Here is a 14,704-nt window from a genome sequence, read left to right on the forward strand (position 1 = left end):
CTCATCTGGAGCGTGCAGCATGAGATTCCTGCCGCGCTTTCGCGAACGCTGGCTGCTGCGACGCATTCCGCCCGCGTCCAGCGTACGTCTCGACCAGCGGCGAATCTTCATCATGCCCACCGCGGTTGGCGTGGCGTTCGTCGTGGCGCTGCTGCTGATGCTGGTGGCGGCCATGAACTACCAGAACAGCCTGGCCTATGCGCTGACCTTCCTGCTCGGCTCGGTGTTCCTCGTCGCCATCGTGCATACCTGGCGCAACCTGGCGGGCCTGGTACTGCAGGCGGGCGGCTCGATACCGGTCTTTGTCGGCGAACAGGCGCGGCTGCAGGTTCGGCTGGAAAGCCGCGGGCGCATGCACCAGGCGGTGGCGGTGGGCTGGCCGATAAGCGGCCTGCAGCTCACCGACGTACCGGCTGGCGGCATCCGCGAGCTGGAGCTGATGCTGCCGACGACTCGCCGCGGCTGGCTGCGACCCGGACGCTTGCGGGTCGAGAGCCGTTTCCCGTTGGGCATACTGGTGGCCTGGACATGGGTCGACCTGCAACTGGCCGCATTGATCTATCCCCAGCCGGTGGAAGGCGAGCTGCCGCTGAGTGCCGGAGCAACGGATGACGAAAGCACTGGCGCGCGCATCCAGGGCGGTGGCGTGGACGACTACCAGGGGCTCAGGTCGTGGCAGCCGGGCGACTCGAGACGGCGCCTGCACTGGAAAGCCTTCTCGCGCGGCCAGGGTCTGCTGGTCAAGGATTTCGCCGCCCTGGCCGGGCACGAACCCTTGCTCGATCTGGGGTTGCTCGACGGCGATCTCGAGGCGCGACTCTCCCTGCTTTGCCACGGGGTGATCGAACTGTCCGCCCGGCAGCAGCCGTTCGCCTTGCGACTCGAAGACCGGCAGATCGGTCCCGATAGCGGGCAGCGCCATCGCGACGAGTGCCTGCGGGCGCTGGCGCTGTTCGGCCTGCCGACAGGGAAGGCGCCATGAGCGCACGGCCTGGAATACCTCGCAATGGCCTGATCTGGCTGCTGGTGGCGCAGGTGCTGGTGATACTGCCGCACCTGGGGCATCTGCCGTTGTGGATCACCGCGTTGTGGCTGGCATGCGCCTCCTGGCGAATCCAGATCTTCCGCATGCGCGCCCGCTATCCGAATGGCTGGACCAAGGCGGCGATGATGATCGGTGCCGGTTTCGGCGTGTATTTCTCGCGCGGCAGCCTGGTCGGGCTGGAAGCCGGCGTGGTGCTGCTGATCGCCGCCTTCATCCTCAAGCTGGTGGAGATGCGCACGCGGCGCGACGGCCTGGTGCTGGTATTCCTCGGTTTCTTCGCGGTGGTGACCAGCTACCTCTTCGAGGACAGCCTGGTGGCCGGCGTGTACAGCCTGCTGCCCGTCATCGCGTTGCTGGCCGCGATGATCGGCCTGCAGCAGAACAGCCTGGCCGGGCGCCCCTGGCCTACCTTGCGCCTGGCCGGCAGCTTGCTGCTCCAGGCGCTGCCGATCATGCTGGTGCTGTTCGTGCTGTTTCCGCGACTCGGCCCGCTGTGGTCGCTTCCGCAACCGAGGGAGCGGGCCGTATCGGGGCTGGCCGACAGCATGGCACCGGGCGATATCGCCGAGTTGAGCCGATCGGGCGCGCTGGCCTTTCGGGCCAGCTTCGAGGGACCGATTCCGGAGCGCGATCGCCTGTACTGGCGCGCGGTCACCTTCGAGCGTTTCGACGGCAAGCGCTGGTCCCAGTCCTTCGCTTCGCAACTGCCGCAACCACCGCAGTGGCAACGCCAGGGCGAGTCGCTGAACTACAGCATCGTCATGCAGCCGAGCGGGCGGCCCTGGCTGTATGCGCTGGATGTGCCGCAAGTCGAAAACGACGGCACGCGGATGATGGCTGATTTTCATCTGGAGCGCCGGCAGCCGGTGGACAAGCCGCTGCTCTATCAACTGACGTCATGGCCTGAATCGCTGCGCGAAGCGAGTGCAGCGCCCGCCAGTCTTGAGCGGGCCTTGCAACTGCCCGCCGAGGGCAACCCACGCAGCCGCGCCTGGGCCGTGGAGCTGCGCCGTGCTCACCAGGACCCCGAGGCCGTGGTTCAGGCATTGCTCCGGCATTTCAATCGCGAGCCCTTCGGCTACACCCTCAAGCCGCCCGCGGTGGGTGCGGATATCGTCGACGGTTTCCTGTTCCAGACACGCAATGGCTTCTGCATCCACTTTGCCGGGGCCATGACCTTCGTGTTGCGCGCAGCCGGCATTCCCGCGAGAGTGGTTGCCGGTTATCAGGGCGGTGAAGTCAACTCGGCCGGCAACTACCTGAGCGTGCACCAGTTCGATGCCCATGCCTGGCTGGAATACTGGGTAGCCGGGCGCGGCTGGGTGAGCGTCGATCCCACTTTCCAGGTGGCACCGGAGCGTATCGAGCAGGGGCTGGAGCAGGCGCTGGCGGATGAACAGAGCTTCCTCGAGGGCTCGCCGATGTCACTGATGCGCTACCGCGATATCGGCTGGCTCAACTCGCTGCGCCACGGCTGGGACAACCTCAACTATGGCTGGCAGCGCTGGGTGCTCAGCTATCAGGGCGAACGCCAGCGCGACATCCTGCAGGGCCTGTTCGGCCCGCTCGACTGGCGCAAGCTGGGGGTGGCGATGGTCGCCATCGTGTTCCTGATGGTCATGTTGCTGGTGCTGCTGTCGGTCAAACCCTGGCGCTACGAGCGCGACCCGCAACAGCGGTTGTTCGGCCGTTTCGAGCGTTTGCTGGCGCGCCATGGGGTCATTCGCCTGAAGGGTGAGGGAGCACGTGCCTTCGCCACGCGCGCGGCGCAGCAGCTGCCGGGGCAGGCCGAGAGCCTGATGGCATTCGTGGAACTGTACGAGCGCCAGCGCTACGCAGGGCAGGTGTCGGACACCGCCATGCTCAGGGCGTCGCTCGCCAGGCTGCGGGGGCAACTGCCCTGGCGCCCGGCCGGGCTACTGGCCGCGCATACCGAACGGGAATGACCTGCCATTAGGCAGTTTCGATCATGTCCGCTGCCTTCCGCTCGGCATTAAGATGGCGTGCATAACGACAACCAGAGGTAGCCATGACTCTTTCCGAGTTGCTGCAATGCGTGCGTGAAACGCCCCAGAACATGCAGGTTCCCGCGAGCTGGGGCCAGGGCCGTGCCGGTTTCGGTGGCCTGGCCGCCGCGCTGGTGTACGAGGCCATGCTGGCGAAAGTGCCGCAGGGGCGTCCTGTGCGCTCGCTGGCGATCACCTTCGTCGGTCCGCTGCAGGTCGATACCCCGGTGAGCTTCGAAGCCGAGGTACTGCGCGAGGGCAAGGCGGTGAGCCAGATGCTCGGCCGTGCCGTGCAGAATGGCCAGGTGGTCACCCTCGTACAGGGCAGTTTCGGCGCCTCGCGCGATTCGGTCGTCGAGGTAGCTGCCGAGCCGGCACCGGCGATACCGCCGCTCGAACAATGCCAGTCGTTGCCCTATTTGCCGGGAGTGACGCCCGAGTTCACCCGGCACCTGGAGATGCGCTGGGGCATCGGTGGGCTACCGTTCTCGGGCAACACCTCGCGCGAAATGGGCGGTTGGGTCCGCCAGCGAGGCGAGGTGGAGCGCGAGACGCTGACGGTGTCGCACCTGCTGGCGCTGGTGGATGCCTGGCCGCCGGCCGTACTGCCGCATCTGAAGAGCTTCGCACCGGCCAGTTCGCTGACCTGGACCATCGAGTTCGTGCAGCCCTTGCCCCGTCTGGATACGCACGACTGGTGCCAGTATCGCGCAGTGATCGAGCACGCACGCGAGGGTTATGGGCACTGCGCGGCCGCCTTGTGGAATGCCGAGGGCGAGCTGATAGCGCTGAGCCGGCAGACGGTGACGGTGTTCGGATAAGGCACGATGGCCTCGAAGAAGCACGCTCCTTCGAGGCTCGCGGTCAAAGCTTGAACTGGCCGATGGCCTTGCTCAGCTCGGCGGAGAGTGCCGCCAGTTCGGTACTGGTGGCGGCGGAGGCGCTGGTCTGCTGAACGGTCTGCTCGGTGACGTCGCGGATGCCCGTAACCGAGCGGCTCATCTCCTCGGCCACTTCGCTCTGCTGTGCGGCGGCCACGGCGATCTGGGTATTGCTGTCGCGCATCTGCGCCACGGCGGCGGTGATTTCTTCGAGGGCCAGCCCGGCCTCGCGCGCTTCACGTACGCAATCGTCGGCCTTGAACGAACTTTCCTGCATGAATTCCACGGCGTCGCGCGTCATGCCCTGGAGTCCGGTGATCATCTGGGTGATTTCGTCGGTGGAGGTCTGAACCCGTTTGGCCAGGTTGCGCACCTCGTCGGCGACCACGGCGAAGCCGCGGCCCATTTCGCCGGCGCGGGCCGCTTCGATAGCCGCGTTGAGCGCCAGCAGGTTGGTCTGTTCGGCAATGCTGTGGATGACGCTGACCACGCCGTTGATCTTCTGGCTGTCGGTGGCCAGCTGACNAATGCTGTGGATGACGCTGACCACGCCGTTGATCTTCTGGCTGTCGGTGGCCAGCTGACCGATGGTTTCGGCGGTCTGCTGGACGCCTTGCGACAGGCTGGCGATCGATTTCTCCACCCGCGCGACCACATGATGGCCTTCGCTGGCCAGGCGGTCGGCGTTCTGCGACTGGTCGCGGGTGTCCCGCGCATGCTCGGCGATATGGTTGACGGTGGCGCTCATCTCGTTGATCGCCGTGGCGGCCTGGTCGGTTTCGCTCTGCTGGCCGAGCATGCCCTGTTGCACCTCGGCCATGCTCGAGGCGAGGCGACCGGCGCCCTGGTCGAGGCGTGCCGCTGCCTGCGCCACGGTGCCGACGATGCGCTGGTAACCGGTCTGCATGGCGTTGAATGCGCTGGCCATCTGGCCGACTTCGTCACGGCTGTCTAGCGGAACGCGGGCGGACAGGTCGCCGCTGCGCTCCACGTGCAGCATCACGTCCTTGAGGGTGTTGAGGTGCTTGAGCAGGAAGCGGATCAGCAGTTGCGAGGCCGCGAGCAGCCCCAGCATCAGCAGGGTGACGGCCATGCCGTAGCTGAAGAAGTGCTCGGCGAGCAGTTGCCTTACGCTGGGTGCATGCGCCAGCACCGCGACATGGCCTTCCGCGCCCCGGGCGACCAGTTGCGCGCCGATGGTTGGGTTCGTGCCCAGGAGTCGATCATGGTCCAGCTCGACCCAGCCGCTGCGCGCACCGAGCGTCTGCCCTTCGATCACGATGCGCTGGCCGCCGGGAAAGCTCGTCAACGCCGCGTGGCGGGGCAGCGCCGCACCCTCCGGCCAGGCCTGGATGACCTGCGCTAGGCGCTCGGCAGCGGCTCGGGCGTCCTGGCTGCGCGTCTGCTGTTCCAGCTGCAGGGCAAACAGTACCAGCACCAGGACGATGATCAGCGAGACCATGTTCAGCGCCCAGAACTTGTACTTGAGGGACAGATCGCGAATCCAGACAACAACCATGACTGCTCTTCTTCGGGCTTGGATGACGGGAATGATTTCGCCTGGCACGTATCGGCTTGCCAGCCTTAACGGCCGCAAGCGGCCAAGCTTGAGGGGTTTCTTGCGTTCAGCTCAACGCTGGCAAACCGAAGAAGCGTCGTGCGCAGGCGGTGGTGTGGGCTGCCAGCTCCGCCTCGCTTTCCCCCCGATGCAGCGCCACTTCGCGCACGACCTCGGTAAGAAAGGCCGGCTCGTTCTGGCCGCTCTTCGGTTTGGGGCGCAAGGTGCGCGGCAGCAGGTAGGGCGCGTCGGTTTCGAGCATCAGCCGCCCCTGGGGAATCTCGCGCACCAGCGGCTGCAGGTGAGTGCCTCGGCGTTCGTCGCAGATCCAGCCGGTGATGCCGATGTGCAGGTCGAGATCCAGATAGGCATAGAGTGCGCGCTTCTCGCCGGTGAAACAGTGCACCACGGCCGCGCAGAGATGATCGCGGAAGGGCCGCAGGATCTCTACCAGGCGCTGGTCGGCGTCGCGCTCATGGAGGAATACCGGCCGCTGGGTGCTGACGGCCAGTTCCAGATGCGCTTCGAGTACCCGCTCCTGTTGCGCGCGCGGCGAGAAGTCGCGGTTGAAGTCCAGCCCGCATTCGCCCACCGCACGCACCTCCGGCTCGGCCAGCAGGGCGCGCAGTTGCGCCGCGCTGTCGGCCGTCCATTCGCTGGCATCGTGGGGGTGAATGCCGGCGGTGCAGAATAGATGGCGGCGTTCTTCGTCCAGCGTGCGGCACAGCCCTACGGCGGCCTCGCTGTCGGCAAGGCTGGTGCCGGTCAGCACCAGCTGCTGCACCCCGGCGGCGTAGGCGCGGTCGAGTGTCGCGCGTGGGTCCCGGGCGAATGTGGGGTGGGTAAGATTGACGCCGATGTCGACCAGTTGCATGTGCGGCCTCGCGCTCGTAACGGAAAACAATGATAGATCAACGGGTTGCATTTGCGGGCCAGCCCGCAGACGAGCGTGACTGGCGATCGGAAGCCTGTTGTGAGACCCTTCGACGCTTTTTATTTGGCGGCATCCTCGATGCGGCCAGCCCCAACCCGGTACTGCCAATGTCCCGATTCCTGTCACTGCTGCTCTGCCTGATGCTGTTCCTGTCCTGGCCGGCAGCTGCCAGAGTGGCAGGGCCGCAGGCCTGGCAAGCGCCGACCGAAGTGCGCGACCTGGCCGAGATTCGCCGCAGTGGTGTGCTGCGCGTGCTGGTCAACCAGAGTCGCAACAGTTCGGGCGAGGTCAAGGGAGAGGCGATTGGCGTCGAGTACGTTCGCTTGCGTGCCTTCGAGCGTTATCTCAATCGCGATGCCCGCAAGCCCATCAGGCTGAAGATCGTCCCCAAGGCCAAGGACCAGCTGCTGGGGGCGCTGCGGCGCGGCGAGGGCGATCTGGTTGCGCCAGGAGAGTTGCTCGAGACGAATGGCGTACGACAGATCGCCCGCAGCCGGGCGGTGGTCGGCGATGTTCCGCTGATCCTCGTCACCCGCCAGGGCGCCCGGCACTTCCAGCGGCTGGAGCAACTGGCCGGACGCAGCGTGGCATTGCCCGCCGGCAGTGCTGCCGGGCCAGCGCTGACCCGGTTGAACCGGCAACTGATGGCCGAGGGAAAGGCGCCGGTCGTCGTCGAGTGGGTCGATCCGACGCTGGCTGTGGAGGATGTGCTGGAGATGGTGCAGGCCGGCATCTACTCGGCTACCGCGGTCGAACAGAGCATCGCCGAGCGCTGGGCCAAGGTGATGCCCAAGCTGCGCGTGGAAAAGCAGCTGGTGCTGGGCGAACCCGCCGATATGCACTGGTTCATGCGCAAGGAGGCGAGCATGCTGCGTGCCACCGCCGATCGCTTTCTCGAAAGCTACAAGCCGCCGGCCAACCAGGACGCGGCCTTCGAGCGGGTCTACCGGCGCCTGTACCGGGTGCAGTATCCGCTCGATCGCACCGGAAGGCAGCGCCTGGAGAAGGTCCGCTCCACGCTGCAGCGCCATGCCAGTCAGCAGGATTTCGACTGGCTGAACCTCGCGGCACTGGCCTTCAAGGAATCGACCCTGAACCCGAATGCGCGCGGCGCCGCGGGTGCCACGGGGCTGATGCAGGTGACCCCCGCGACCGCGCGCAGCATGGGCGTGAACGATTTCACCCAGTTGAACGGCAACGTCCAGGCCAGCGCCAAGTACCTGGCCAGTATCCGCCGCAAATTCTTTTCCAGCCCGCGCCTCAACGAGCGCGAGCGCATGGCCTTCGTCCTGGCGGGCTACAACCTGGGGCCGCAGCGCGTGCAAAGCATGCGCGCCGAGGCGCGGCGGCGCGGCCTGAATCCCGATCAGTGGTTCTTCCAGGTCGAACGGATCGCCATGGAAACCATGGGCATGGGCGTGGTCAGCTACGTGAACGCGGTGAACAAGTATTACCTGGCCTACAACCGTGAGCGCTATCTGCTGGAAACGGTCGAGGAAAGCGCCGCCGCAAACTGAGCGTTCGTTTCAGGTTCGGCGGCTATGCAATCACAGGTAATCGATGGCAACGACATACCAGCATCTGGTGCCGGTTGGCGTCTGCACCTGCACCTCGGCGTCCAGCGGTTTGCCTACCAGGGCTCGGGCCAGCGGCGAGTCGATGCTGATCAGTCCCTGCTTGAGATCCAGCTCGTCGGGGCCGACGATGCGGTAGCGCGCTTCCTCGCCATCTTCATCCTCCAACGTCACCCAGGCGCCGAAGTAGACCTTGCCATGATCGCTGGGCGGCTCGCTGACCACCTTGAGCTTCTCCAGACGCTTGGTGAGAAAGCGAACCCGACTGTCGATCTCACGCAGCATCTTCTTGCCGTAGGTGTATTCGGCGTTCTCCGAACGATCGCCTTGCGCGGCCGCTTCGCTGACAGACTGCGTGACCTGTGGCCGTTTCACGTGCCAGAGCTCGTGCAGTTCGGCCCGCAGGCGGGCCTCGCCTTCTGGCGTGATCAGCGGGGTGCCGGCGGGGCGGGGCGGACGGTAGCGGCTCATGGTGTTTCCGGGCAGTGAATGGGTGAGTCGGTCATATCAGCTTTCGCGCAGTACGTTCAGCGGGCTCGCGTTCAGCGCGCGACGGGTGCCCAGCACTCCGGCGCCGCCGACCAGCAATGCGCCAACGAGGGGCAGCAGGAGCAACCAGGGATGCGGTTGCCAGCGCAGGTCGAAGACGAACTGGTAGAGCAGTGCGCTGACCAGCTCGCAGCCGAGCGCGGCGAGCAGGCCGCTGGTGGCGCCGAGCAAACCGAACTCGGTGCGCCGCGCCTTGAGCAGCAGAGCGCGATCGGCACCGAGCGCCCGCAGCAGCGCGCCCTGGCGAATGCGTTCATCGAGGGTGGCCTGCAGGCCGGCGAACAGCACGGCCAGGCCGGCGGCGAGGACGAACAGCAATACGTATTCCACGGCCAGCGAAACCTGCGCGAGGATGCTGCGCAACTGACCGAGCAGCGCCTCGACCTGCAGCAGTGTCGCCGAGGGGAAATCGCGCGCCAGCTGCACCAGTTCGCGATCGCGGCCGGGCGGCAGGTGGAAGCTGGTCATGTAGGTGGTGGGCATGTCCTGTAACGTACCGGGCTCGAAGATCATGTAGAAGTTCGGCTGGAAGCTGTCCCAGTTCACTTCGCGCAGGCTGGTCACGGTGACGTCACGCGTCAGACCGCCCACGGTGAAGCCCAGGTGATCGCCCAGCTGCAACTGGAGGCTTTCGGCCAGCTCGGCTTCGACCGAGACGCCCGGCAGCTCAGCCGCTGAGCCCGGCTGCCACCATGTGCCCGCGGTGAGGTGGTTGTCGGCGGGCAGTTCCTGGGCCCAGGTCAGGCTCAGGTCGCGCCGAACGGCGCGTTCGCCCTGGGACTCCTTGCTGACCAGCTGGCGCACCGGCTCGCCGTTGATCGCCACCAGGCGACCGGGTACCACCGGGTACAGCGGCACGGAGCTGGTGGACAGGGCCTGAACTCGCTCGTTGAAGGCGTCCCTGTCGGCGGGCAGCACGTTCAGCACGAAGTGATTCGGCGCATCGGCCGGAAGCTGGTCCTGCCAGGTGTCGAGCAGTTCGCCGCGCAGCAGCGCAATCAGCGCCATGGCCAACAGGATCAGGCCGAAAGCCAGCGACTGGCCGGCAGCCGCCAGGGGATGGCGCAGCAGCTGGCCCAATCCCAGTCGCCAGGGCAGGGATGCGCCCGCCAGCAGGCGTCGCAATCCCTTGAGCGCCGCCAGCAGCAAACCTCCCAGGAGCAGCGTGGCCAGCAGCCCACCACCGATCAGGGCCAGGGTGAGTTTCAGGTCCAGGCTCAGGCGCCACATGATCAAGCCCAGCGCGAGCAATGCCGCGCCGTAGACCAGCCAGGAGCTGGGCGGAATCGGCAGCATGTCGCGGCGCAGCACCCGCAACGGCGGAACCCGTCCCAGGGCCGCCAGCGGTGGTAGGGCGAAGCCGGCCAGTGCCACCAGGCCGGTGGCGATGCCGGACAGGGCTGGCCAGAAGGTCGCCGGAGGCACTTCACTGACCACCAGGTTGCGCAGCAGGAAAAACAGGCCATGTTGGGCCGCCCAGCCCAGCAGCGCGCCAGCCAGGCTGGCGATCAGCCCGAGCAGGCCCAGCTGCAGCGCGTAGAGCCCAAGGGCCTCACGACGCGACAGGCCCAGGCAGCGCAGCAAGGCACTGGCATCGAAGCGCCTGGCGGCGAAGCGTGAGGCGGACAGCGCGACCGCCACGCCAGCCAGCAACACCGCAGCGAGACTGGCGAGGTTCAGATACTGTTCGGCGCGGCCCAGGGCGCCGCCGATCTGGCGATTGCCGTCCTTGGCGGTCTCCAGCCGTTGGTGTGGCTGCAGATCGGCTTCCACGGCCTGGCGATAGCGTTCGAGATCGGCCGCCGGGCCACGCCATAGCTCGCGATAGCGCACTCGGCTGCCCGGCTGCACCACACCAGTGGCAGCCAGGTCGTCCAGGTGCATCAGCACGCGCGGGGTCAGGCTGTAGAAATCGCCGACGCGGTCCGGCTCGTAGGTCAGCACGCGGGTCAGCCGCAGCGGCTTGCTGCCGACTTCGATGATGTCGCCGATGTTCAGGTTCAGCGAGGCGAACAGCCGCGCCTCGGCCCAGGCTTCGCCGGGTCGCGGGCCGGGTCCGGGTTCCTCGGCCTGGTAGGGCGCTGCCGCGCTGCGCAGTTGGCCACGCAGCGGGTAACTGTCGCTGGCAGCCTTGACGCTGCTCAGTTGCAGGTTGTCGTCGGTGGCGATGACGCTGGAAAACTCCACCACCTGCGCATGCTCGAGCTGCAGGTGCTTGCCGGCCTCGATCTGCGCAGGCGTGGCCGGCTCGCTGCCATTGAGTACCAGGTCGGCACCGAGAAACTCCGTGGCGCGCAGCAGCATGGCGTCGTTCAGGCGTGCGCCGAAGTAACCGATGGAGGTACTGGCGGCAACTGCGATCAGCAAGGCGAAGAACAGCACGTGCAGTTCGCCCGCGCGACCGTCGCGTAATAGTTGGCGCAGCGCCAGGGCCACCAGCCGGGTGGCGGGCATCTGTTTCATTGCACTGCCTCGGCCACAAGCTGACGGCCGCCTTCCAGGCGCAGCAGATTGTGGCAGCGCTGCGCCAGACGCTCGTCGTGGGTGACCAGTACCAGCGTCGTGCCGCGCTCGCGGTTGAGCTCGAACAGCAGCTCGGTGATGTTGGCGCCGGTGTGACTGTCCAGATTGCCGGTGGGCTCGTCGGCGAACAGCACGTCCGGTTCGGCGGCGAACGCACGAGCCACCGCCACACGCTGCTGCTCGCCGCCGGAAAGCTGCCGCGGATAATGATGCAGGCGTGCGCCGAGGCCGACCCGCTCCAGCAGGTCGCGTGCCCGCTGCTGGGCATCGCGTCGCCCATGCAGCTCCAGCGGCAGCATGACGTTCTCCAGCGCGTTGAGACTGTCGAGCAGCTGAAAGGACTGGAAGACGAAACCGACATGCTCGGCTCGCACCCGCGCCCGCTCGTCTTCGTTCAGCGCACCGAGCAGGTGGCCGGCCAGTCGCACCTCGCCCGAGCTCGGCAGGTCGAGGCCGGCGAGCAGGCCGAGCAGGGTAGATTTGCCGGAGCCGGAGGTGCCGACGATGGCCAGGCTGTCGCCCTGGTCCAGGCTCAGCGAGAGGTCGTCGAGAATAACCAGCTCGCCTTCCGCGCTGGTTACCACTTTGCTAAGGTTCCGGGCGTTGAGAATGCTGGCGCTCATGGAGAATCCGATGCGAATGTGGCTGAGAGGTGGTGTCCTGGCGGCGATGCTGTGGGCTCAGGGCGCCCTGGCCGGGACGGCGCTGGTGGTGGGAGATAGTATCAGTGCCGCTTTCGGGCTGGAAACCAGCCAGGGCTGGGTGCATCTGCTGCAACAGCGCCTGAATGACGGCGAACATGACTATCGGGTCGTGAACGCTTCGATCAGTGGCGACACCTCGGCCGGCGGCCTTGCGCGGCTGCCCGCGCTGCTTAGCGAGCATGAGCCGGATATCGTGATCATCGAGCTTGGCGGCAACGACGGCCTGCGAGGACAGCCGCCTGCGCAATTGAAACGAAATCTTGCAGCGATGGTTGAGATGTCACAGGAGGCGGATGCGCGAGTGCTCATTCTGGGGATGCTGATGCCCCCGAATCTGGGCAAGAGATACACCGAAGCATTCGCCAAAGTGTTCCCCGAGGTTGCCTCTGAACACAACGTCCCGCTGGTCCCGTTCCTGCTGGAGGGCGTAGCTGGCGTGCCTTCCATGATGCAGGGTGACCAAGTTCATCCAACTGCTGAAGCCCAATCGAAACTTCTGGATAACGTCTGGTCTGCTCTCAACCCGCTACTCTGATTCGTTCTTGAAGAAGTGAGCGAGTGGACCAAGCGTAGCGGCATTACGTCAGCAATGTCTAACACTCTTCGAACAGATTTCTAACACTCAGGTCCATCGTCGGGCCGGATCAGAGAGCTTTTCGGAGGGTGGTACGGGGGGAAGCGGGTGGGCTTCTTATTGATAAGGGGTCTCAGATTTTTCTGCCAGATTCTTAAGGCCCACCGAATGATCAACGGGACAATCAGCAGCAGCCAATGGACAGTCTGTAGCTTGGTCATCCTAATATCCCAGTGCTCTCGTCAGGTATTGCGAAAAAGAAGCCCCAGGACCAAAGGGTCAAGGAGCTTTAAGCAAGGTACTTCACAAGGGAGTTACAACTATTGGCAGGTGGCCCTCAGCGGTCCGAGGCTCCGGCCCTTTAGCCTGCTGGAGTTTCCTCTGGGGTCTCTGGGAGCGCCTCTGGTGCCTCGCTGAGGATCAACTGCTTGATAATCGGCAGAGCTACCGGCGTGGTCTCCCAGTCGGAGCCGCCCAGCTTCACGTCAACCATTGCAGTCGCCATCACGTCCACCACAGCGGACACCTCAAGGTCCCAGCTTTGGGTTGAAGCGTTGCGGCTCAGCTCGATTCGCCAGACATCACCGTGTTGATCCTCACGGAATGACAGCAGGGCGAACGCCTTGGGAACCAAGAAGACGCCACGGTCTGGACCGCTGTAAACCTGAACACGAGTGCCGACCAGCTCGTCAATGTCCCCAAGGCCAGCCCGTTGGGCGGCACGGTTGAGCATTGGACGAAGGGCTACGGGAATCAGAATGCCGAACTCGGAAATATCACGGCCCCAGAAGGTATCGAGGTGGACCGCCAAGATGTCCAGCAGGTCCTCAGCTTGGGCAGCAGGGGAGCCGCTGAGGGCACCGACATAGGCCGTAGTGACCGAGGGTTGCCCTTCGAGGCTCTGAGCGATCTTGCCCGCCAGGGTAAGCTCCAGGTCATCCAGCAGTTTTGTCCCGGTCTGCTCCATGCTGCGCTCGGTGAAGCCGAACTGGACGGTGTGGTCGAAGATCGACACACGACCCGATACCAGAATGCCGACCTCTGGGGCCTCCATGGACACCAGTGAGCCCGCTGTGGCTTCACCGTGGGTCATGGTGCGACCATCGTAGGTCTGCCGTGGATCGAAGGTAACTGAGCGGTCTTCCATCAAGGCGACTTGGGGAGCGGTTGGCTGAGAGCCATATGGTCGCACCTCAGAGGGGAACGCATTGTTCATGTTCTCCCGCCACTCTTCGCCGTTGAGGTGGTCGTCTGCGGCTTCATACATGGCCTGGGCATACGTCAACGGGTCCGTAGCGGCCATGTGTTCCGCTCGGATGTCTGAGGCATGGAAGGTCGCTTGAGTCGCAGTCTGGCCGTGGGCCGTGGTGATGCTCTGGGTATAAACGCTATCGGGCTTTTTGTACTGAAAGGGTTTCATTGTCTGTGCTCCTTGATTTTGGTGAAATTACCGGCCACGCGCGGCGCGTAGGCGTGCGCCATGCTCGCGAATCTCTCGGGCCCGGCGCGCCTTCTCGGCGTGGTACTCCGCGATCTCTTGGCGAGACGGCTCACGGCATCGCTCGGCGTGCGCTCTGGCTTCAGCTTCCAGACGTTCCTTCTCGCGTTGCTTTTCGTGGACATGCCCGGCGTACAGGCGTGAAGCCTTCGGGTGCGCTTCAAGGCTCAGCCCGGCGCCGGTGAACGCCTCGGCCACCTTCACGATGCCCGCGTGGTTTTCGCCTTCGGATGCGATCAACAGGCCCAGCAGAACCGTTTCGGCATACTCGCGGGCTAATGTCTGGCCATGGATGCACACGGTTTCGGGAGTTACAGCAGTGATGTTTATGGTGTTCATTTTGGGTAGGTCTCCTATCCCATAGAGCAGCCCTCAGTCCGCACGGAGGGCGCGACAAGACATCAGGAGACGGACACGCCGACCCTGAGGGCTGCTCTATGGATTCTTGGTTTCGGTTGAAGGCCCAGCGGTGGGCAGTGGGACCTCAGGTGGGAACTGAGGGTGTTACGGTCTTGCAGTCATATCGAAGCGGACGGGCAACAGCATTGCCTCTGGGAAACTCATACCGCAGCGTCTCAGTGCCTCGGCCAGATCGTCATGGACGGGCGCGCTCTCGGCTGCTCGGTAGGACTTCACTGCCGTTCGGGCTGAATGGAAGAGACGTCGCAGCGCGGAAGTCGAGAGGGCCGCATTGAGCTGGTCACAAAGGTCAGAAGGACACCCCGTGCCGGGGATCAGGCGGTAGCGCATTGGCTAACCTTAGGCCCGTGGCGTTTCTTCTTATTGGCTGTTTGCTGGGCTCGAACGCCCTCGTTGATCCATTGGGACGGGTTCTACCCCGTTAGCACGGACACTTTC

The 14,704-nt window shown here is 65.2% G+C and carries 12 protein-coding genes; 5 read left to right on the plus strand and 7 right to left on the minus strand.

The annotated features are described in order from the left end of the window. The first annotated feature begins 19 nt into the window (after nucleotides 1–19). The 3 genes from EA795_RS18640 to EA795_RS18650 all read left to right on the plus strand — a co-directional run bounded on the left by EA795_RS18640 (nucleotide 20) and on the right by EA795_RS18650 (nucleotide 3,872). Nucleotides 20–982, plus strand: a complete 963-nt coding sequence (locus EA795_RS18640; RefSeq protein ID WP_014853180.1) for a DUF58 domain-containing protein — start codon at nucleotides 20–22, stop codon at nucleotides 980–982. Next, the gene (locus EA795_RS18645) at nucleotides 979–2,991 is read left to right on the plus strand and encodes a transglutaminase TgpA family protein (RefSeq protein ID WP_122078895.1); all 2,013 of its coding nucleotides are present in this window, start codon (nucleotides 979–981) and stop codon (nucleotides 2,989–2,991) included. The genes EA795_RS18640 and EA795_RS18645 overlap by 4 nt, the downstream gene beginning before the upstream one ends. An 83-nt stretch (nucleotides 2,992–3,074) precedes the next feature. After that, nucleotides 3,075–3,872 (plus strand): acyl-CoA thioesterase, encoded by a 798-nt coding sequence (locus tag EA795_RS18650; protein WP_058074931.1) that lies wholly within the window; start codon nucleotides 3,075–3,077, stop codon nucleotides 3,870–3,872. 43 nt (nucleotides 3,873–3,915) lie between these two features. Here the strand turns inward: EA795_RS18650 and EA795_RS18655 are convergent, their stop codons facing one another. Both EA795_RS18655 and EA795_RS18660 read right to left on the minus strand, forming a co-directional pair. Continuing rightward, nucleotides 3,916–5,451: a methyl-accepting chemotaxis protein gene (locus EA795_RS18655; RefSeq protein ID WP_122078897.1), complete on the minus strand. Its 1,536-nt coding sequence runs from the start codon at nucleotides 5,449–5,451 to the stop codon at nucleotides 3,916–3,918. Nucleotides 5,452–5,557: 106 nt separating this feature from the next. Next, the gene (locus EA795_RS18660; protein ID WP_122078898.1) at nucleotides 5,558–6,364 is read right to left on the minus strand and encodes a TatD family hydrolase; all 807 of its coding nucleotides are present in this window, start codon (nucleotides 6,362–6,364) and stop codon (nucleotides 5,558–5,560) included. 167 nt (nucleotides 6,365–6,531) lie between these two features. Here EA795_RS18660 and EA795_RS18665 point away from each other — a divergent pair, with 167 nt between their 5' ends. Continuing rightward, the gene (locus tag EA795_RS18665; protein WP_115027687.1) at nucleotides 6,532–7,941 is read left to right on the plus strand and encodes an MltF family protein; all 1,410 of its coding nucleotides are present in this window, start codon (nucleotides 6,532–6,534) and stop codon (nucleotides 7,939–7,941) included. 30 nt (nucleotides 7,942–7,971) lie between these two features. On the opposite strand, the gene greB is transcribed toward EA795_RS18665, so the two are convergent. From greB to EA795_RS18680, 3 genes are read right to left on the minus strand one after another with little or no spacing between them, the layout of a single operon-like run. Continuing rightward, entirely contained in the window at nucleotides 7,972–8,469 is a 498-nt protein-coding gene (gene greB / locus EA795_RS18670) for a transcription elongation factor GreB (RefSeq protein ID WP_014853174.1), read from the minus strand. A gap of 36 nt (nucleotides 8,470–8,505) precedes the next feature. Further along, the gene (locus tag EA795_RS18675; RefSeq protein WP_122078900.1) at nucleotides 8,506–11,010 is read right to left on the minus strand and encodes an ABC transporter permease; all 2,505 of its coding nucleotides are present in this window, start codon (nucleotides 11,008–11,010) and stop codon (nucleotides 8,506–8,508) included. After that, the gene (locus EA795_RS18680) at nucleotides 11,007–11,693 is read right to left on the minus strand and encodes an ABC transporter ATP-binding protein (RefSeq protein ID WP_122078901.1); all 687 of its coding nucleotides are present in this window, start codon (nucleotides 11,691–11,693) and stop codon (nucleotides 11,007–11,009) included. The genes EA795_RS18675 and EA795_RS18680 overlap by 4 nt, the downstream gene beginning before the upstream one ends. Before the next feature lie 10 nt (nucleotides 11,694–11,703). On the opposite strand from EA795_RS18680, the gene EA795_RS18685 reads away from it, so the two are divergent. Beyond that, the gene (locus EA795_RS18685) at nucleotides 11,704–12,309 is read left to right on the plus strand and encodes an arylesterase (RefSeq protein ID WP_065983416.1); all 606 of its coding nucleotides are present in this window, start codon (nucleotides 11,704–11,706) and stop codon (nucleotides 12,307–12,309) included. Nucleotides 12,310–12,709: 400 nt separating this feature from the next. Here the strand turns inward: EA795_RS18685 and EA795_RS18690 are convergent, their stop codons facing one another. After that, entirely contained in the window at nucleotides 12,710–13,768 is a 1,059-nt protein-coding gene (locus EA795_RS18690; RefSeq protein ID WP_122078903.1) for a hypothetical protein, read from the minus strand. Nucleotides 13,769–13,795: 27 nt separating this feature from the next. After that, on the minus strand, nucleotides 13,796–14,185 hold the full coding sequence (locus tag EA795_RS18695) for a hypothetical protein (protein ID WP_122078905.1): 390 nt from the start codon (nucleotides 14,183–14,185) through the stop codon (nucleotides 13,796–13,798). Between the last annotated feature and the right edge of the window lie 519 nt (nucleotides 14,186–14,704).

The sequence above is a fragment of the Stutzerimonas nitrititolerans genome (assembly GCF_003696285.1).
Lineage (GTDB): Bacteria > Pseudomonadota > Gammaproteobacteria > Pseudomonadales > Pseudomonadaceae > Stutzerimonas > Stutzerimonas nitrititolerans.